The sequence below is a fragment of the Acidobacteriota bacterium genome, assembly GCA_016184105.1.
Lineage (GTDB): Bacteria > Acidobacteriota > Vicinamibacteria > Vicinamibacterales > 2-12-FULL-66-21 > JACPDI01.
Genome location: JACPDI010000009.1, coordinates 51,781 through 70,326, shown reverse-complemented (window position 1 = coordinate 70,326; position 18,546 = coordinate 51,781). Strand labels below are relative to the sequence as shown.

15 protein-coding genes and 1 pseudogene are annotated in these 18,546 nt (G+C 68.6%); 10 read left to right on the top strand and 6 right to left on the bottom strand.

Translation table 11 applies throughout. The features are described 5' to 3' along the window. Window positions 1-24 precede the first annotated feature (24 nt). Window positions 25-846, top strand: a complete 822-nt coding sequence (locus HYU53_02730) for a hypothetical protein (GenBank protein MBI2220103.1) — start codon at window positions 25-27, stop codon at window positions 844-846. Window positions 847-1,007: 161 nt separating this feature from the next. Here the strand turns inward: HYU53_02730 and HYU53_02725 are convergent, their stop codons facing one another. Then, window positions 1,008-1,484, bottom strand: a complete 477-nt coding sequence (locus HYU53_02725) for a hypothetical protein (protein MBI2220102.1) — start codon at window positions 1,482-1,484, stop codon at window positions 1,008-1,010. Window positions 1,485-1,830: 346 nt separating this feature from the next. Between HYU53_02725 and HYU53_02720 the strand changes: the two genes are divergently transcribed. The 3 genes from HYU53_02720 to HYU53_02710 all read left to right on the top strand — a co-directional run bounded on the left by HYU53_02720 (window position 1,831) and on the right by HYU53_02710 (window position 5,502). Then, a complete protein-coding gene (locus tag HYU53_02720; protein MBI2220101.1) occupies window positions 1,831-2,376 on the top strand; it encodes a CHRD domain-containing protein in 546 nt (181 codons plus the stop codon). Between the two features lie 331 nt (window positions 2,377-2,707). After that, complete coding sequence (locus HYU53_02715) at window positions 2,708-4,384, top strand: c-type cytochrome (GenBank protein ID MBI2220100.1); 1,677 nt, start codon at window positions 2,708-2,710, stop codon at window positions 4,382-4,384. After that, complete coding sequence (locus HYU53_02710) at window positions 4,381-5,502, top strand: hypothetical protein (GenBank protein MBI2220099.1); 1,122 nt, start codon at window positions 4,381-4,383, stop codon at window positions 5,500-5,502. The genes HYU53_02715 and HYU53_02710 overlap by 4 nt, the downstream gene beginning before the upstream one ends. Here HYU53_02710 and HYU53_02705 read toward each other — a convergent pair. The 4 genes from HYU53_02705 to HYU53_02690 all read right to left on the bottom strand — a co-directional run bounded on the left by HYU53_02705 (window position 5,499) and on the right by HYU53_02690 (window position 12,361). Next, window positions 5,499-5,981, bottom strand: coding sequence for a hypothetical protein (locus tag HYU53_02705; protein ID MBI2220098.1), 483 nt, complete (start codon window positions 5,979-5,981; stop codon window positions 5,499-5,501). The two genes, HYU53_02710 and HYU53_02705, sit on opposite strands and share 4 nt — an antisense overlap. Continuing rightward, window positions 5,978-7,789 (bottom strand): glycoside hydrolase family 15 protein, encoded by a 1,812-nt coding sequence (locus HYU53_02700; GenBank protein MBI2220097.1) that lies wholly within the window; start codon window positions 7,787-7,789, stop codon window positions 5,978-5,980. The genes HYU53_02705 and HYU53_02700 overlap by 4 nt, the downstream gene beginning before the upstream one ends. 139 nt (window positions 7,790-7,928) lie before the next feature. After that, window positions 7,929-9,953 carry a PKD domain-containing protein gene (locus HYU53_02695; protein MBI2220096.1) on the bottom strand — a complete coding sequence of 675 codons (2,025 nt, stop codon included), beginning with the start codon at window positions 9,951-9,953 and terminating at the stop codon, window positions 7,929-7,931. A gap of 233 nt (window positions 9,954-10,186) precedes the next feature. Beyond that, a complete protein-coding gene (locus tag HYU53_02690; GenBank protein MBI2220095.1) occupies window positions 10,187-12,361 on the bottom strand; it encodes a carbohydrate binding family 9 domain-containing protein in 2,175 nt (724 codons plus the stop codon). Window positions 12,362-12,564: 203 nt separating this feature from the next. On the opposite strand from HYU53_02690, the gene HYU53_02685 reads away from it, so the two are divergent. The 6 genes from HYU53_02685 to HYU53_02660 are packed head-to-tail and all read left to right on the top strand — an operon-like array spanning window position 12,565 to window position 18,240. Next, window positions 12,565-13,158 (top strand): hypothetical protein, encoded by a 594-nt coding sequence (locus tag HYU53_02685; GenBank protein ID MBI2220094.1) that lies wholly within the window; start codon window positions 12,565-12,567, stop codon window positions 13,156-13,158. Window positions 13,159-13,196: 38 nt separating this feature from the next. Then, window positions 13,197-14,165 (top strand): VWA domain-containing protein, encoded by a 969-nt coding sequence (locus HYU53_02680; GenBank protein ID MBI2220093.1) that lies wholly within the window; start codon window positions 13,197-13,199, stop codon window positions 14,163-14,165. After that, entirely contained in the window at window positions 14,075-15,217 is a 1,143-nt protein-coding gene (locus HYU53_02675; protein ID MBI2220092.1) for an AAA family ATPase, read from the top strand. Before HYU53_02680 ends, HYU53_02675 begins: the two co-directional genes overlap by 91 nt. After that, on the top strand, window positions 15,217-16,098 hold the full coding sequence (locus tag HYU53_02670) for a DUF58 domain-containing protein (GenBank protein MBI2220091.1): 882 nt from the start codon (window positions 15,217-15,219) through the stop codon (window positions 16,096-16,098). Before HYU53_02675 ends, HYU53_02670 begins: the two co-directional genes overlap by 1 nt. Before the next feature lie 13 nt (window positions 16,099-16,111). Continuing rightward, window positions 16,112-17,203 carry a hypothetical protein gene (locus tag HYU53_02665; GenBank protein MBI2220090.1) on the top strand — a complete coding sequence of 364 codons (1,092 nt, stop codon included), beginning with the start codon at window positions 16,112-16,114 and terminating at the stop codon, window positions 17,201-17,203. Further along, a complete protein-coding gene (locus HYU53_02660) occupies window positions 17,200-18,240 on the top strand; it encodes a VWA domain-containing protein (GenBank protein MBI2220089.1) in 1,041 nt (346 codons plus the stop codon). The genes HYU53_02665 and HYU53_02660 overlap by 4 nt, the downstream gene beginning before the upstream one ends. Here the strand turns inward: HYU53_02660 and HYU53_02655 are convergent. Continuing rightward, a pseudogene (locus tag HYU53_02655) lies at window positions 18,233-18,472 on the bottom strand (amidohydrolase family protein). The gene HYU53_02660 and the pseudogene HYU53_02655 overlap by 8 nt on opposite strands. Between the last annotated feature and the right edge of the window lie 74 nt (window positions 18,473-18,546).

Sequence of the window (18,546 nt, the reverse complement as noted above, 5' to 3'; positions counted from 1 at the left end):
CCAAAGCCACGGCTGGAGTGCGTGATGACCAGTCGCACGGGCGTCGCCTGCACAGTCGCCGCGATAGTCGCCGTCCAGTGCGGTGGCGGGCGGAGCGCGCCCACCGCGCCCGCGGCGGTGGGCCCCGCCAACGCGACGCCCGTCGTGCGTTCCGTCACGGTCAGCCGTACGAACATCGACGCGGGACAGGAGGTCACGCTCGGCGCGATTGTCGATGCCGCGGCAAAGTCGTACGAGCAACTGCGGTATGAGTGGACGGTGAGTCCGCGCGCGGGCGTGCTCGTCCCCGACGGCCCGCAGGCGCGGTGGCGCTCGCCGGGCGCAGATCCCGTGCCTGCCTCGTACGTCGTCACGGTCACCGTCGTGAAGCCGTCCTCGCAGGTGGACGCCTCCGGGAGCGCTGTCAGCGTGGAGCAGCGCAGCGTCGGGTCCAGTCCGACCATCATGGTCAACGATGCGCGGCGCGAGATGATGGCGCACGGCGAGACCTTCTTCCAGGACGTGGCAAACGCGGACATCGCTCCGGAGGTGTCGACGCGCAATTTCTCGGACGCCTGCAGCGGCAAGCAGGCGGCGCTCGCGGAGATCACCGCGCAGCGCGCCGCGTACGCGCAGGTGAGTGTCACGTACGCCCTGCAGCTGTACCGCCGAAGCACCGAATGGACACACTGCACGGCGCCCGACGGTGCCGCCCGGTGCGCGCTGATGGTCTACAGCATCGAATGGATGCGAACGCGCCGCGCCGACCTCGTCCAGGAGCGGGCGACCGGCACGCAATACCTCCGCGGCGTCTACGAACAGAACCGCTGGTGGCTGTGCGAGAGCCGGTTCGACGCAGGACAATAATCAACCACACACGTGCGACGTCCGTACGAGTTCGATGCGGCGAGACTGATTGCCGTCGCTACCGTGTGACGCGAAGCGTCGCGCGGTAATCCGCAGGGTCAATCGACTGCGCGCTGAACGGTGATGTGCACCGTGGCATCGCCGCCAAACGGAAGCCTGCGCTAACGCGAGGGCTTCCTCGTCTCCAGGTTGAGTTCGTTCAGCGGCACGTCCCAGTGGGCGACGAGAATGTCGAAGCGTCGCTGCTCTTCCTTCCGGAACGTCGCCTGGTCGGGATACAGCTGCCGCACAATCTCCTCGTCACCCGACGGGCCCGTCATGGCCGCGGTGTCGCGATACGTCAGGGCGACGGCGAACGTCCAGTCGCCACGGCCGTCGCCGTGATAGGTCGGCACGTACGTCCGGATGGACGTGATCCGCCCGCGCTTCTGCTGCTCCTTGAGTACGGGGTAGTGATTGCGCTGGAAGAGATCCAGGAACTCGTCCTGGTAACCCCACTTCACCGTGTAAAAGTACCAGACGGTGCGCTGTTCGCCCGATGTCTGCCCGGCCGGCGCCTGCGCGGAGGCGGCGAAGAGAGGCAGCGCGGCGAGGGCGGCACACACGGACGCGAACGACACGATTCGACGAACGGTCATCAATTCTCCTTCCCTCATTCGGTTCGCGCCATTCTCGTCCGGCCCGTCGCGGTTGTCCACCCGGGTTCTGAGGCTGGAGGCGCTACGGTCCAGGTTACGGACCACGTAAACCACTTACGGTCGCTGAGCGACTGGCGAAACCATGCCGTGGCCGAGCGCAGGCCTCCATCCCATTTCCTCCCTTTTCGGCGCGGCGTGCAGGCAGGCGGTGAACGCTCGCGCCCATGGCATCAAGGTTGCGCCCCGCCGCTCGGAGCAGGCTGTGGAGGTCGGTGATGAGGAGAGTTGTCCTCTCGTGTGACCATCGAGTTCCGTTGATTCGGACCACGCGAGACTGGAGGAGAACGTGAGAAAGCACTGCATCTCGGGGGCCCTGGCCACTGCTGCGGCAATCGCCGTCAGCGCCGTGCTCGCCGCAGCCGATTCCGGCGACAGCGCGAAGCACGTCAAGGCGAGATTGAACGGGTTCCAGGAAAACCCGTCCATCTCCACCACCGGCATCGGAACGCTGGATCTCAGGATCGATGACGAGGCACAGACGATGGAGTACGAGTTGAGTTACGAGGCGCTCGAGGGCGTCGGCACGACGCCGTTTGTGACGGGCGGCGTCGTCCTGGCGTCTCATATCCACGTCGGCGCGCGCGGCGTCAACGGCGGCGTGTCCGCGTTCCTGTGTGGCGGCGGGGGCAAGCCGGCGTGCCCGACGCCGTCGGGCACGATCAGCGGCGTCATCACGGCGGCCGATGTCATCGGGCCTTCGGCCCAGGGGATTAACGCAGGCGAGCCGACCGCCTTCGCCGAACTGGTGCGCGCGATCCGCGCTGGCTTCACCTACGCGAACGTCCACACGACGCGCTGGCCGGGCGGAGAGATTCGCGGGCAGATTCACTAGGACTCAGGGTTCAGGGTTCAGCTCTGAACCCTGACTCCTTACTCACTCTCACTGCACCCGCGGCGAGCCCTCCATCCAGCACCGGCGCGTGCAACGCGTGAGCCCGCGCAACGCTTCAGATGCAAATTGCCGGGGTCTGGCGGGCACGGCGGCCCGTCCGCATCGCGACCTGCGGCAGCCGGACTTTCGACACGTGCCGGTATTCCGGCGCGTCGGGGGAGGCGCGAGACGACAGAACGAGCCACAAGTGCGCGTCAGCGCCCACGTGCTCGTGGCGCCGGGCGGCAGTGCGATTGCAATCCCGGCCTGAACCATTCGCCGGAGCCACGCGATGAATTATCCCATTTGGGATCTTCCCGCCAGCGGCCTGCTGATCGCGTTTGTCGCGATCGTCCACGTGTTCGTCTCTCACTTTGCCGTCGGCGGGGGACTGTTCCTCGTGCTGACCGAACGCAAGGCGCGGCGAGAGGCGGATGCGGCGCTGCTCGAATACGTCAAGGCCCACACCCGGTTCTTCGTGCTGCTCACGCTCGTTTTCGGCGCGATCACGGGCGTCGGCATCTGGTTCACGATCGGTCTGGTCCATCCGGCCGCAACCTCCTCGCTCATCGCGGCATTTGTCTGGGGCTGGGCGATCGAGTGGACGTTCTTCGTCGTCGAGATTGCCGCGGCGATGGTGTACTTCTACGGGTGGGATCGGCTGCCCGCGCGAACGCACATGGCGGTGGGCTGGGTATATTTCTGGGCCGCGTGGCTGAGCCTCGCCGTCATCAACGGCATCCTCACGTTCATGCTGACGCCGGGCGCGTGGCTCGAGACCCGTAGCTTCTGGGCGGGCATCCTGAACCCGACGTACCTGCCGGCGGTTTTGGCACGCACGTTCGGCGCGGTTGGACTCGCCGGCGTGTATGCGCTGCTCACCGCGTCGCGCCTGAGCGACGCGGCGCTCAAGGGGAGGATCGCCCGATACGCAGTCGTGAAATGGATCGCGCCGATGGTTGTGCTGCTGCCGGTGTCGCTGGTCTGGGCGCTCGGGGCCGCGGCCGCTGACGGCGTGCCGGTCCGGGAAATCCTTGGAGCGGCGAACGCGGGGATCCCGGCGCTCGTCGCGGCGGTCTTCGGCGGCGCCGCCACGGGCCATCCTGTCGCGCAGGTCGCGACGCGCGTGCTGTTGATCGCGTCGCTCGCCGGGCTGTGCTTCTCGGCGCTCGTTTTCCGGCGGCGGCGCGAGTACGGGCGGCCCCTCGCTGCTGCCGTGATGGCGTCCACGTTCGTGGCGCTCGGCGCCGCGGAGTGGGTGCGCGAGGACCTGCGCAAGCCGTACGTCATCGGTCACTACATGTTCGTGAACGGGGTGCGACTGCCCGCCCGCGCGGGCACGCCGATCGAGGACCGATTCACCGTCGACGCCTTGAACGAGTCCGGCGTGCTGCCGGCGGCGGCGTGGTCGCGGCTGCCGCAGCATGGTGAAGCCGTATCGGATGTGGCCAGGGGCGAGGAAGTCTTCCGCCTGCTGTGCCGATCGTGTCACACCGTTGATGGGTATCTCGCCGTGCGCCCGCTCGTGCGAAACGCGTCCCTGTCTTCCGCCGACGCGATGCTCGGCCGGCTGGCCTCGCCCGCCAGCGGAGCGGATTGGACGGAACCGCGCCCCGCGCTGCGAACCTGGCGAGGCCGGCGCATGCCGCCGTTTGCCGGAACACGCGAAGAACGGCGCGCGCTGGCGGCCTACCTGGTGTCGCTCGGCGGCGCGCCCGCCGGCGCCTCCGAGCGTGCCGATGCCGGAGCGCGCTTCTTCACCGACAACTGCTCGATGTGCCATGGGCCGGGCGCCGACTTCCCGTTCGACGCGAAGGGACGACCGGCGGACACGTTCTACGAGATGCTCGGACGGCTGCCCGCCATCAACGACGCCATGCCCGCCTTCGAGGGCACGGACGCGGAGCGCCAGGCGGTAGCCGTCTACCTCGCAACATTGAACCACACCGCGAAGGAGGCAGTGCGATGAACCCCGGGATCCCGCAACCCGATCCGTTGCCGCTCGCGGCGCCCCCTGCCGTGTTCCTGCTGCTGCTCTTGCTCACCTTCACGCTGCACCTCCTGCCGATGAACGCGGTGCTGGGCGGGTCGATCATCGGCGCGGTGGCGCGCTGGCGGGGGAGACAGGGGCGCGCGCATCACGCGGAGCTGGCGCGTCTCATCGGCAAGCTGCTGCCGGTCACCATGGCCGCGGCCGTCACCCTCGGGGTCGCGGCACTGCTCTTTCTGCAGGTGCTCTACGGCCGGGTCTTCTTCTCCTCTTCGGTCGTCATGGCGTCGTTCTGGATCGCCGTCATCCCGTTGCTCATCGTCGCCTACTACGCGGCGTACGGCGTCGCCTTCGACAGGCGCGGCGGCACGGGACGGCCCGCGCTGGCCTGGCTGATCGTCGCGATCGTTCTCGGCGTCGCGTTCATCTACACGAACAACATGACGCTGATGCTCAGGCCTGGCGCGCAGCACGCGCTCTACGCCCAGGCTTCACATGGGCTGCACTGGAACAGCGGAGACCCCACGCGGCTGCCCCGCTACCTGCACATGCTGGCGGGGGCCATCGCGGTGGCCGGGTTGTCGGTCGCGCTGATCGGGTTCTTCCGGCGCCGCGTGTCTCCGGAGTTCGGGATCTGGGCGATGGCGTACGGCTGCCGCTGGTTCGTGCTGGCGACCGCCGCGAATTTCCTGATCGGCATGTGGCTGCTCTCGGCGCTTCCGGAGGCCACCATGGCGCTGTTTGTCGGCGGCAGCGGGTATGCGACCGTGGCGCTCGCGCTGGGGATCGTCGCGGCGATCGACGCGCTGGCCTTCGCGCTCGGCGTGGGACAGTCGCCCGAGCCGTCGCGCCTGTTGATTGGGGCGTGGATCGCGACGATCGTGGCCGTCGCGCTGATGGTGCTCTCCCGCGACAGCGTCCGGCGATCGATGCTCGATGCGGCGGGGTTCCAGCCGGTCAACTGGGCATCACCGCAGTGGGGTCCGATCGCCATCTTCGCGGTGCTCCTCGCCGTGGCGATCGTGCTGGTCGCGTGGATGGTCACGGCGCTCGTCAAGGCGCCCTCTCCCCAGGCGCGCGGCGTCGCGCAGGTCTAGGCGCCCGCCAGTCGATACAGCCCGCCGAGAATTGCGCCGTACGCCGCGTGCGCCAGGATGGTCACGATGGGTGTGCCGCGGCCGTAGTGCAGGGCAAGAAATCCGGGAGGCTGCAGCAGCCGGTTCGGGGTCGGGCCGTAGTACTCGCTCACCATGAGCGGATGGAGCCCCGGCAGCACCACCATGCCGACGGTCAGCACGAACAACGCGTGCACGACGCCGGCCCCCGCGCCGAGCAGCACCGTCGCCCGCCCGAGTGCTTCGAACGCCGCGGCGTACGCGAGCGAGAACAGACACCCGTTCAGGACATGCACGGCGACGCCCACCACCATGGCCCGGTCGCGTCCCCGCGTGAAGATGGTGCCCACGAGGAACGGAATGCTCATCCTCGTGTAGCCAAGCCCCTGGCTCGCCGACATCACGGTGGTCAGCACGATCGTGGCGAAGAATCCCGCGACAAGGATGCTGGAGATGTTCATGCCGTCCGAGCCTGCCCCGCCAGCGTGAGCGCGGTGTTGATCAGGCCCACGTGGGTGAAGGCCTGCGGGAAATTGCCGAGCAGCGCGCCGGTCGCCGGGTCGATTTCTTCCGCCATCAAGCCCACGTCGTTCGCGTAGCCCAGGAGCGACTCGAACCAGCGCCGCGCTTCATCGTCACGCCCTTCGAGCGCCAGCGCCTCCGCCCCCCAGAAGCTGCAGATCCCGAACGCCCCCTCGGAGCCGGGCAGCCCGTCATCCATGCGATGGCGGAACAGCAGGCCGTCGCCGGCGCTCAGCGTCTTGCGAATGCGGGCGACGGTCGCCTTCATGCGCGAGGACGATGGAGCGGCGTAGCCCGATATCGCGAGGCGCAGCAGGCTGGCGTCAAGCTCCGCGGTTCCGAACGCTGCGACGTAGCTCGCCGTCGCGTCGCTCCAGCCGTCGCGCTCGACGACCTCACGAATCTGATCGCGCACGCGCGCGAACCCGGCGTCCTGCAACCGGACGTGCCCGGCCTCCGCGAGCTTGACGAGCCGATCGAGCGCCACCCAGCACATGACCTTCGAATGCGTGTGGTGCCGCCGGCCGCTGCGCGGCTCCCACAGTCCCTCGTCTGGAAGCGTCCATAGCCGGCACACGGTCCGCCCGAGATCCACGATGGTGGCGGCCGTCGCGCGATCGAGCCCGCCGCCGCGCTGCACGAACTGGTGCGCCGCTCCCACGACCTCGCCGTAGACGTCGAGCTGCAACTGGCTTTCAGCGGCGTTTCCGACGCGCACCGGAGTAGACGCGGCATACCCTTCCAAGTGATCGAGCGTCCGCTCCGGGTGATGGCTTTCACCATAGACATCGTACAGGACCTGCAGCCGCGGGTGCGTGAGCCTGGTGGCGTGCATCATCCAGGACAGGAAGGACTCCGCCTCCACGCTGAACCCGAGGTCGACGAGCGCGCGCAGCGTCAGTGCCGCGTCGCGCAACCAGCAGAAACGATAGTCGCAGTTCCGTCCGCCGCCGACGTGCTCGGGCAGCGAGGTCGTGGGGGCGGCGACGATCGCACCGGAGGGCGCATACGTCAACAGCTTCAGCGTGAGCGCGCTGCGGAGCACGGCATCGTGGTGATCCCCCGCGTACGTGCACTGCGACGCCCATTGCCGCCACCACTCGATCGAGCCGTCGATCAACCGCGCCCCTTCCCCGGTTTCGCACGGGAGGACCGCCGGCGCGCCGTGCGTGAATGACAGCGCGAGGACGGCCACCGCGCCGGCGCGCATCACCGCCCGTCCCGTTGCGGCGCCGCCGTCCGCCGACACGCGCAACGGAATGTCGCTGCGCAGCATCATCACGGCCGGGCCCCGTTCGATCTGCAGGGTGTGGTGCGGCCGCTCGACGAGGCGTCCGCGCGCGCGCCCGAAATCGAATCGCGGCTCGTAGTGGACGGCCACGTCCACCTCGCCTTCGACGACCTCGAGCCGGCGCAGAATCTCGTGATCGGGCCACAGCTCGCGCGACTTGACGTGCTCGCCGGCGACCGGCATCAGGTCGGTCAGACGAACGCGGCCGCCCGCCGTCCTGAACGTCGTTTCGAGCACGTTGGTCCGATCGAGGTAGCGGCGCGAAACGGACGCGGCGTCGACGGGCGCCACCTGGAAGCGGCCGCCGCGCCGGCGATCGAGCAGCGCGGCGAACACCGACGCGCTGTCGAACCGCGGCCAGCACAGCCAGTCTATCGAACCGCTTCTTGAAATCAGCGCCGCAGAGCGGCAGTCTCCGATGATGGCGTAGTCGCCAATGGGAGAGTAGGCGTCCATCGTGAACCCGATGTCGCCGGACGTAGCAAGAACGGAGCCATCGAGTGGCCGGGCGAAATGCTGGTGCGTCCGTTAACACGGCGGAGGGCATCGAGCTGGCGCATCGACGACCGTCCCTCCGCCGTGTCGTGGACGAGCGCTACGGCTTCGTCTGCCGCGTGGCAGACCCGGCCTTCCGTGCCTTCACGCGCAAGACCATGCTGGATGTGCTGGTGAGACCTCCCACATCCTGCACCACGAGCGTGATCAGGTACTCACCTGCCTGGGCGTACGTATGGCTCGCGTCCTTCGTCGCGGCTGTTGCACCGTCGCCGAACGTCCACTGCCATCCGGTTACGCCGGCATCATCTGTACTCGTGTCGCTGAACGTGCACGCCTGGAACCTGCAGCTGGCGGTAAACGAGGCGGCCGGCGGCGTGTTGGGCGGCGTGACGGTGACGACCTGGCTCGTCGATGCCGTTGCGCCGGCTGTATCGGTCACCGTCAGGGTGACGGAGTACGTCCCGCCCTGCGCGTAAACGTGTTGCGGGTTCTGCGCGCTCGACGTGCTCCCGTCGCCGAAGCTCCATGCCAGGCCCGTCATTCCGCCATCCGCGTCGGTGCTGGCATCCTTGAAGGCGCAGGTCAGGTCGGCGCAGCTGACGGTGAACGACGCGACCGGAGGCACGTTCGCGGGCGGCGGGGGCGGCGGCGATGGCAGCACGCTCGTGGCGAACACGCGTCCCAGGTCAAGACCGTCGAGCGCGGCGCCGCGATACGAGCTGCCGTCGACGAGGGTGTAGTCCGGGTTGAACTGGGCCTGGTGGACGGCCAGCGCGGGCTGCGCCGTGTCGGGCGGATAGCTGTACTCCCAACCCTGCTCGCCGGCGATCACGTTGCGTCGCACGTCGTACGTCAGGGTGTGGTACGTGAGCGCCGGGGTTCCGATTCCGGACGACTCTCCCCAGATCCCGTACGCGCCGTGTTGCATGAGCGAATTGAGCAGCACGAGGTTTCCGATCGCGTACGCGCCGGACCGTGACGTGCCGTCGGCGTTCCGGATCGTCCCGCGGTAGAACTTCATCAGCGTCCCGCCATTCGCCACCGTGTTGTGGTCGAGCGCCAGCTCGCCGACTTCCGCGCCTGCCTGGAGGAAGGTGCCCGCAAGCCGGGTGAACAGATTGTTGCGGAACGTCAGCCGCCGCGCCTGAGACGAGTACCGCTCGTTGTCATAGCCGCTGATATTGATCCCGTGCGGCGTGTCGCTCACGACGTTACGTTCGAAGAGCACATCCTCGACGGCGCTCCAGGAGGCGCGCCCATCCTGGTTGCGGGGCGTGACGACGATGGCCCATCCGGACTGCCCGTCGACCCAGTTGTGCTCCATGCGGTTGTTGCGAACCGTGACCCGCCGCGCGGCCTTCAGCTCGAACAGGTTCTTGACTCCCTTCCCCGTCGTGCCCTTCCAGGCCAGGTTCTTTGTGAGGTGGTTCCCCTCGACGAGGATGTCGGCCGGCATCCGGTCCGGGCTGGACGAGTCCGCACCGCCAAACAGGACGTTCTCGCTCGCGGCCTCGAGGAAGTTGTCCGTGATGGTGAAAGGGCCGGGCCCGTTCCAGGCCGCAAGCGCCTGCGAGTCCTGCCCGCTCCGCCAGATGTTGGCGATGTAGCACCGCATGACGGTGATCGCGCCCGCGTTCATCGCGACGCCGCGTTTCTGTCCCGACGCGCCGCCTTCGATGAGCAGCCGGTCGAGCACGGTGTTCGCGGCCGAGCCGGTGACGCTGATCACGTCGCCGTCGCCGTTGGTGTTCGCGCGGAAGGCGATGCCGACGAGCCGCCAGTTCCGCCCTGTGATTGACACTGCCGGGAGGCTCGAGGTCGAGCCCACGCTGGGCAGCAGCGCGCGGTCGCCCGGAGCAATGCGGCGGTCTGGCAGCGGCGCGCTGGATCGGATGGTGATTGGCGCGCCGTCTCCCTTGTCTCTCAGCGTGATCGACTCGGAGTAGGTCGCACCCGCTTCGAGGACGATTTCATCGCCCGGCAGGGCGATGTCGGCAGCCGCCTGGATCGAGGCGCCCGCGGGAACGTACAACTGCGCCGCCCGGGCTTTCAGCGGCAGAACAAGACAGAGAAGAAGGACAAACGCGCGGCTGCGCACGCCCGCGGCGGTTCTGGGATTCATGGGTTCTCCAGAGCGAAAAATGAGTTGAGTGACGCGCTCGAGAAGCAGAGCGGCGCGTCGCCCTTCCGAAGGGCAAGCGAAGTACCCGTGCGCGTTCGGTCGCCGCGGGCACGAGGCGTGGTATTTTGCGCGCGAATCAGCGGGTGTTGAGAATGGTTGAGGTCCGCGGCCGCTTACAGTTTGGTCGGTGGATCACACTTGCGCGCGAGCGGCGCGGGCGGGCGGCGGCGAGGTCAGAACGCCAGCGTCAGCGTGTACTTGACGATCAGCGCCCGTTGGGGGCTGCCGTCCGGACCGCGCGTCTCGTTCCACACGATGAAGACGTCGCTGAGCGGCCGGTACGTGTAACGGTAGCGGATGTTGGTCGTCCAGGTGCGCGCGATGCTGTTGTACTGGATGAAGCCGTTGAGGAACATCGACGTGGAGAACGAGTAGTTCAACCGGAGTCGCAGAAGCTCCGTCGTGAAGGTGCCCTCGCGCAGCGTGACGGCGTTCCGCGCGTAGCTCGCCGTGGCGGCGAACTTCTCGCTGGCGCGCAGGCGGATTCCCGTATCGAGCCCCCGAATCGTCCCTGACCAGAACTGCCCGCCTGTGTACTTCACGTTCCCCGACAGCCATCGGCTCTTGTCGGAGGAGTAGCTCGGGATGACCTGACGGAAGTAATAGATGCCGGGAGGAATGCTCACGCCGCGATTGATCTCGAACGGCTCGGTCAGGAGCTCGTAGTTCCAGTCGAAGTCGACGCCGAGGCGCCCGCCGTCGGCGAACTCCGCCGACGTGTCGATGCGCGACACGCGGCTCAGGAGGTCGTCCTGCCCGTGATTGCTGACCGCGTCTCCCTCGGTGCCGAGCGTGAACACCCGCACCGGGGCGCGTGCCGTGCGGCGCCGGAAGTTCCACTCGAACTCCCAGCTGGTGAGCCCGATGTCGCGCCGCGGGGTGAACCCGAGGTCGTTGCGGAAGCTGGGAGCCACCGAGGTGTACGAGAGATGCCCGGTGTACTTGTCCTCCTTGATGTTCAGCGCCCCCCGTCCAGCGAGGCCGGGCCCCTCGCCGGGCGATGCGCTGCGGAGCAGGAACCCGTCCACGTCGACGGTCCGGCGGAAGTTGAGGTGCACATCGGCGCCGGCGATGCGGTTGAACGGATCGGTGCCGTCCGATTGACGCCCGAAGTAGAACGCGGACACCGACGAGTTGAGACCGAGGTCGCGGCTGACACGGGCCGCGGTGAAGTTGTCGCCCGGGCGCTCGCCCTCGGCGTCGGTCTGAAGGTTCAGGAATCCGAGGTTGTAGCGCCCCTGCTTGCCGCTCAACCGCGCGCCCCCCACGATCGGCACGAGCGAGCCGTTGTCGCCGACGCCGATGCGCCGGCTGAAGAACGGCAGGAGCGGCGCGCCGCGAGCGCCGGCGGCGGTGTCGATGTCCCCGATCCGGAAGCTCCCCTGGTTCTCGAGGAAGAACTCACGCTTCTCCGGGAGAAAGAGGCTGAAGCGCGTCAGGTTGATCTGCTGGTCGTCGGCTTCCACCTGGGAGAAATCGGTACGGGAGGTCAGATCGAGCGTCAGCGCGGTACCCAGCCCGTATTTGAGATCGAGGCCGGCGTCGCCGTCCCAGAGCCGCGCGCCCGACCGACGGCGTGACGCCTGGGCCGTCACGAACGGCTTGATCCTGAGGTTCCGGCCGGGCTGCACGTGCTGGATGCCGGTGAGCACGCCCGCGTAGGAGACCTTGAACTGCGTGAACTGGCGCGGCACCGGCGCCCACAGCGTAATCTCGTTCTTCCGCCGGATCAGCCGGAAGATGTTGAGGCCCCAGGTCTGCTCCTCGCCGTCGGAGAACCGCAGGGTCTTGAACGGAATGGCCATCTCCATGGTCCATCCGCCGGCGAAGCGCGCGGTCTTCACGTACCAGATGCCGTCCCAATCCGCGTTGTTCTGCCGGCCGTCGTCGTAGGACTGGCTGTCGCGCAGGGCGCCCGCCGGATTGATCATGAAGTTGAAAGAGTTGCGCTGGTCGCGAAACGTGTCGAGCACCAGCGTGATCAGGTCGCCGTCGCGACCGGAAAAGTCGCGCGTCAGCTCGTTGGTGATGCCGCCGTCAGGATGCGTGTCGTGGAACGTGCCGCCGACGTACAGCATGTCCGCGTCGTACAGGAACCGGACCTCGCTGGGTTCGGTCGTCGGCTCCCCCTCGCTCGGCTGCTGCTGGATGAAGTCGCGCGCCACGTCGGCGCGTTCCCACTCCGCCTCGCCGAGCACGCCGTCAATGACGATCGGTTGTTCGATCCGAAGCGCGGTGACGCGCTTCGTGGCCCGGATCGCCGCGTAGTCGATGTCGTCGGCGGCGCCGTGCGCAGGAACGGCGAGCGCGGCCAGCGCGCAGACGGCGCAGGCGAGCCGACGAGGCAACGAACGCGTTCCACGCAGTGTCCAGTGAGCCGGCGCCATGAGCGGACTGTCGTCCGATGTTAGCGGGCGCCATCGGCCGGCGCTGTCATTTCTTGTAAACGGATGTCTCCGAATCGTATCGTCTTTGTGCTCGCCACTTTGGCACCTTGACAACGTGTTCGTGCACTGCGAGGATGCGCCGTGGCCCGTGCCGCGTCACTGTGATGACCAGATTGCTCCGAAGCGCGACGCTGTGGTTCGTGATGGTGCTGGCACTGCTCGCCGGCGTCATCCTGCTGGGCGCAGCCGCGTGGCTGCAGCCGGCGCTTGACGCGCAGAGCGCCCGCGATCGGGGAGACGCCGACGCGGCGCTGACGTACTATCGCGCCGGCGAGGCGCGCGTCGGCCGGACGCCGATGAGCGCGCAGGTGTTCCGCGCCGTTGGCGAGACCATCCAGGCGAACCAGTTGCGGCTGCTGTACCAGCGCAGCGAGCACGACGAGCTGATCGAGAAGGCCGAAGCCGGTGCACCCACCTTCGAGTCGCACTTCTGGACCGGGTGCGCGTTCTTCCAGAAGGCGCTCGCCGAACACAAGAACCCCGACACGCGCCTGGGCTGGTTCCGCCGCGCCGAAGAGGAGTTCCGCCAGGCGCTCGAGGCCAACCCCGAGGACTGGGATTCCAAATTCAATTACGAGCTGACGCGCCGCCTGCTCACGCAGATGCGCAAGGAGCCCAGGCTCGCTCCCCCTGAACTCCGCAAGTTCCTGCGCCCCGAACGCGATGCGCAGGAGCGGCCGACGCGACGTACCGGCTAGTCGAGGCACCGCCGCTCATGCGCTTCCTGGCTCCGGACATGGCGCAGTGGCTCCTGGTTGCGCCGCTCGCCTTCGCGTTCTGGTTTCTGTTCATGGCGGCCCGCCGGCGGTTTCGCCGGCAGTTCGAGATGGGCGCGCGCACCGCCGCGCTGTCCCGGCTGACCGGGTGGCGGCGGGACGTGCTGGTGCTGCTCGCGTCGCTCGGCGCCATCGGCTTCCTCGTGCTGGCCCTGATGCAGCCGCAGGTTCTGCTGGAGGTCAGGATGCCGGAGTTCTCGAGGCAGGACCTGATCCTGATCCTCGATCGCTCCGCCTCCATGCGCGCGGAAGACGTGCGGCCGTCCAGATTCGCCCGCGCGGTCCACGAGATCAAGACGTTCATCGACGAACGGCCGGAAGGGGTCGACCGCGTCGCGCTCGTCGGCTTCGCCGGCACATCGGTGGTGCTGTCGCAGTTCACGCGTGACGCCAGCGCAATCTCGTTTTACCTGGACTGGAGCCAGGACGACTACCAGCCGCAGTTCGACACCGATATCGGGGCCGCGCTGGCCGCCGCGCGCGACCTGGCCCGCAAGGACACGCTCCCGAGCACGAAGGTCTTCATCGTGCTGTCGGATGGCGAAGACCACGGCCAGCGGCTGCAGACCAGCCTGATGCGCCTGCAGGCGGAGCGCACGCGGGTGCACACGATCGGCATCGGATCGCCGGCCGACGTGCCGATCCCGATTGGCGCGCCGGGCGCGCAGCGCGCGTTCCTGACCGACGAGAGCGGCAAGACCGTGACGACGCGCTTCAGCGAGTCCACGCTGGCGGATATCGCGGCCCGCACCGGCGGACGCTATTACCGATCCGTGACCGGGGCGGAGCTGGCCGGCGCGATGCGCGACGCCGTCGACCAGGAACGCCGGCAAGTCGGATGGACAACCACGGCCGAGTACCGCAGCGCGTACCGACTGGCGCTTGCGGCCGGCGCTTTCTGCACCCTGGTGCTGCTGCTGATCCTGTGAGCCAATTCCCGACACCTGTGACCGCCGCCAGCGCCGCCGCCGCGCACGTCCACACGCCGGACGGCGTGCTCGATCTCATCGCGGAGATCGAGCGGGAGATCGATCGGATCGTCGTCGGGCAGGAGGTGCTGGTCCGCCGCCTGCTCACGGCGCTGTTCGCCGCGATTCCGTATTCCTTCTCGGGCGGCGCCGTGCGGACGGGCTGCGGCCACGTGCTGCTCGAAGGGGTCCCGGGCGTGGCGAAGACCCTGACCGTCACCACGCTCGCGCACGCCGTGTCCGCCCAGTTCCAGCGCATCCAGCTCACGCCGGACATGCTGCCCGCCGACATCCTGGGCACGCGCATCTGGGAAGTGTCCACCGGCAGCTTCCGCGTCGAGAAGGGGCCGATCTTCACCAACATCCTCCTCGCGGACGAGATCAACCGCGCCACGCCGAAGACGCAGAGCGCGCTGCTCGAAGCGATGCAGGAGCGGCAGGTCACGCTGGCGGACACGACCTATCACCTCGCCGACCCGTTCTGGGTGCTCGCCACGCAGAATCCGGTCGAGCAGGAGGGGGTCTACACGCTGCCGGAGGCGCAGCTCGATCGCTTCTCCATGATGTTGCGCGTGGGCTACCCGAGGGAGGCCGACGAGATCCGGATGCTGCACCAGAACTTCCAGCATCTCGACTTCCCCCGCCGGCTCACGCCCGCCGACGTCAGCCACATCCGCGCCCTCATCCGCGAGAGCGTGTACATCGACGATCGACTCATGGAGTACATCGTCCGGATCGGCCGGGCGACGAGGGCGCCGGAGACCGTCGGTCTCGCGCATCTGCGCGAGCTGCTGCTGCTGGGCATCTCGCCCCGCTCCTACCAGCACGTGCTCGCGCTCGCCCGGGTGACCGCGTTCCTGCACGGCCGGGACTTCGTGCTGCCCGACGACGTGAAGGACATCTTCCCGGACGCCGCGCGCCACCGCGTGACGCGGAGCGTGCGCGCGGAGGCGGAAGCGATCGACGCGGACGCGATCCTGCGCGAGATCCTGGACGCGGTGCCGATTCCCTGATGCTGCCCGAACACCTCGTCCGCGAGCTGCGGTACGTCGAGATCGCGACCGCCAGGAAGATGCGCAACGTGCGCGCGGGGGCGTACACCAGCCGGCTGCGCGGCAGCGGCTTCGACTTCGACGAGCACCGGCCGTACCGCGCGGGCGATGACGTGCGGCGGATCGACTGGAACGTGACGGCGCGGCTCAACATGCCCTTCGTCAGGGAGACCCACGCCGAGCGGGAGCTGAACACCATCATCGGGGTCGACCTCTCGCGCAGCATGGCCTACGGCGGCGCCGACCGCTCGAAGAAGGAGCAGATGATCTTCATCGCCGCCTGCCTGGTCTTCTCGGCGCTCGCCGATCAGATCAACGTGGGCTTCCTGGCGTTCTCGGACCGGGTGCTGCGGTACAGCCCGCCGAGCCGCGCCCGCCATCGCGCCTGGCAGATCCTGGAAGAGCTGTGGGCGATCGAGTCCCCCGTGGGGCGCACCTCCGCGGTGCCCGCGATTCGGCACCTGGTGCGGCACCTGAAGCGGATGAGCGTCGTTTTCCTCGTCTCGGATTTCATGCTCGACGACGACCTGGCCGCATCGTCCGATCTGAAAGTCATGACGGCGAAACACGATGTCGTCGCCGTGGTCGTCGAAGATCCGGTGGAGACGGCGCTGCCAGCCGGAAGCGGGACGGTGCGGCTGCGGGACGTCGAGTCCGGCGCGGAGCTGCGCGTCGGCCTGGACGACGGGCTGCGGCGCCGGTATGCGGCCGTCGTGCAGTCACGCCGCGATGCGCTCGTCAGGACGTTTTACCGGATCCCCGTCGAGCACACCTTCGTGCGCTCGGATCGCACGGCCATCGGGCCGCTGATGGAGCTGTTCGCGGCGCGGAAGCGCGCGTGACCGGATGTCGCAGATGAAGAACACCGCCCCCTTCGTGTTCGCTCCACTCGGCTGGCGCGCGCTGGCGCTGGTGGCCGGCCTGCTGGCCGGCGCCGGTGCAGACGCGCGCGCGCAGGCGCCGAATCGCTCGGTCGGCGCCGTCGGGGAAGTCAGGTCGGCTCGGCCGGCACCGCGCGAGGCGCCGCCTCCCGTGGAGATACGCACGCGGGCCAGCCGCACGGCCGTCTGGGTCGGCGATCGCGTGACGTTCACCGTCGACGTCACGTGTGCGCCAGGCGTCGATATCCTGACCGACGACCTCGCGAAGGAGCGGCTGAAACTCACGGGGCTCGAGCTGGTCTCCGCGACGAGCCGCCGAACCGCGCTCGACTCGGGCGGCGTGGCCTACCGCTTCGATTACGAGCTGGCGACCTACGAAGTGGAATCGGAGAGCGTGCAGATCGATCACCTGCCCGTGCGCTATTACATGCGCCGGCCGGGGCTGCGCCTGCAGGACGCGGCGCCAGCAGGGGAAACGAGCGCGCGTGGCGCGCAGATCGCCCGCCGCAGCACGATTCCTGATTCGTTGCCCCGCTTTGGCATTCGCGACGAGCGCACGCCAGCCGATCTGCCGCGGGCCCTGGGGTGGGCGCGCCCGGCGGGCGCCGGCCTGGCGCTGGTCTCCGCCGCGCCCGTCGCGCTCCTGGTGCTCTCGCTGGCCTGGCGTTACCGGCCGCGCCGTGCGCGCAGGCCGCGCCACGCGACGCCGCTGACGCAGCGCACGCTCGACGACCTGCGGACTCTCGACTTCTCCCAGGCCGCCCAGCGCCGCGAGGCGTACGGCCGGCTCGACGCGGCGCTGCGGCGGCACCTCGCCGGTCTCACGGGAATGCCCGTGGAATCGCTGACGGCTGCCGAACTCATTCCCCGGCTGAACGGCCACGCCCGCGGCGTCCCGGTGGACGCGCTGGCCGCGCTGCTCGGCGACTGCGAGCGTGCCCGCTACGCGCCGCCCGCCGGCGTGCCGACCAGCGATCAGCTCGAGGAGGCGCTCGCCAGCACCGCGCAGTTGCTCCCCTCGCGCGGGCTGAAGCGGTTCATGCCGTCGATCTCCTTCCGCCGATGAGCGGCATCAGCGTCCTCCAGCCGGAAGTGCTCTGGCTGCTCCCGGCAGCGGCGTTGCTGGCGCTCGCCTGCCGCCTCGTTCGGCGCCGGCGGTTCGTCGCCTTCACCGCCACCGCCTGGCTGCGTGAAGCGGACGCATGGGCGTCACCCGTCCGCCGGCTTCCTTCCGTGCTTCTCGCCCTGGCCTTCGCGCTCGTCCTCGCGGGGCTCGCCGACCCCGTCGTGCCGCTGTCGCACGCGCAGGTCAAGTCGCAGGGACTCGACATCGTGCTGGTCCTGGACCTCTCGAACAGCATCCACGAGGTCATGCGCGCCGAGCGCGCCGCGGGCGCCCCCGCGTGGGGGCCGGTCGGAGGCACGCCTGCCGCCGCCGGCGTCGCCGCCGCCGCCGCGAGGACCGGACGCACGCGCCTGGAGGTCACCAGGCGCGCGCTGCGCACCTTCATCGCCGCACGACACGACGATCGCATCGGCCTGGTCGTCTTTTCCGAGAACGCCTACATCGTCAGCCCGCTCACGTTCGATCACAACTCCTTGATGCATTACGTGAACATGATTGACGATCAGATCCTGCAGGGTGAAGGGCTGACGGCGATCGGGGACGGCATCGGGCTGGCGAACTACCTGCTGTGGCGGCAGTCCACCGACCGGCGGGTAGGCAAGGTGACGCTGGTGTTCACCGACGGCGTGCACAACTACGGGCGCGATCCGATCTCCGCGCTGGCGGATGCCGCTGCGACGGAAATCCGCACGCACGTCATCGGGATCGACCTCGAGGCGAACCTGCGCGGGACCGACACCGTCCGTCGGCTCGTCAGCACGGTTCGAAGCTACGGGGGGCAGTATTACGACGCGGCCACCGCCGACCAGCTGCAGGCGGCCTCGGCAGCCATCGACAAGCTGGAACGCGGAAAGCTGACCAACACGATAGCGATCCGCAACGCCCCGGCGTTCGCGTGGTTCGCGATCCCGGCCCTCCTGCTGATCGTCCTCGCCCTGGCGCTCCGCGCGATTCCGTACTTCGCCGACTTCACGTAGACGAGCGCCGGCTTACGGCGCCAGGTTCAGCAGGCGCGCGGCGTTGCCGCCGAGAATCGCGCGGCGGTCGTCGGCGCTGAGGCCCGGCGTGCCGAGGACGTGTTCCTGGGAGGTACCCCCCGCCGTGCGCCGCGCAAATCTTCAGGCCCGGAAACCGGTCCAGCGTCCCTTCGAAGATCAGGTGAGAGAGCGCGATGGTGGTCTCCAGGGGGTTGCCGATCACGTTGCCCAGAACGCCGTTGCCCTTCAGCCGGGACCGAGGCGCCGCCGAGACCGAATGCCTTCATGGCCTGCTGAAGCTGCTCG

Bases quoted from the DNA above. Each gene is read 5' to 3' on its own strand.
- HYU53_02730 (MBI2220103.1), top strand. From the start codon at position 25: ATGACCAGTCGCACGGGCGTCGCCTGCACAGTCGCCGCGATAGTCGCC.
- HYU53_02725 (MBI2220102.1), bottom strand. From the start codon at position 1,484: ATGACCGTTCGTCGAATCGTGTCGTTCGCGTCCGTGTGTGCCGCCCTC.
- HYU53_02715 (MBI2220100.1), top strand. From the start codon at position 2,708: ATGAATTATCCCATTTGGGATCTTCCCGCCAGCGGCCTGCTGATCGCG.
- HYU53_02710 (MBI2220099.1), top strand. From the start codon at position 4,381: ATGAACCCCGGGATCCCGCAACCCGATCCGTTGCCGCTCGCGGCGCCC.
- HYU53_02705 (MBI2220098.1), bottom strand. From the start codon at position 5,981: ATGAACATCTCCAGCATCCTTGTCGCGGGATTCTTCGCCACGATCGTG.
- HYU53_02700 (MBI2220097.1), bottom strand. From the start codon at position 7,789: ATGGACGCCTACTCTCCCATTGGCGACTACGCCATCATCGGAGACTGC.
- HYU53_02695 (MBI2220096.1), bottom strand. From the start codon at position 9,953: ATGAATCCCAGAACCGCCGCGGGCGTGCGCAGCCGCGCGTTTGTCCTT.
- HYU53_02685 (MBI2220094.1), top strand. From the start codon at position 12,565: ATGACCAGATTGCTCCGAAGCGCGACGCTGTGGTTCGTGATGGTGCTG.
- HYU53_02680 (MBI2220093.1), top strand. From the start codon at position 13,197: ATGGCGCAGTGGCTCCTGGTTGCGCCGCTCGCCTTCGCGTTCTGGTTT.
- HYU53_02675 (MBI2220092.1), top strand. From the start codon at position 14,075: ATGGACAACCACGGCCGAGTACCGCAGCGCGTACCGACTGGCGCTTGC.
- HYU53_02670 (MBI2220091.1), top strand. From the start codon at position 15,217: ATGCTGCCCGAACACCTCGTCCGCGAGCTGCGGTACGTCGAGATCGCG.
- HYU53_02665 (MBI2220090.1), top strand. From the start codon at position 16,112: ATGAAGAACACCGCCCCCTTCGTGTTCGCTCCACTCGGCTGGCGCGCG.
- HYU53_02660 (MBI2220089.1), top strand. From the start codon at position 17,200: ATGAGCGGCATCAGCGTCCTCCAGCCGGAAGTGCTCTGGCTGCTCCCG.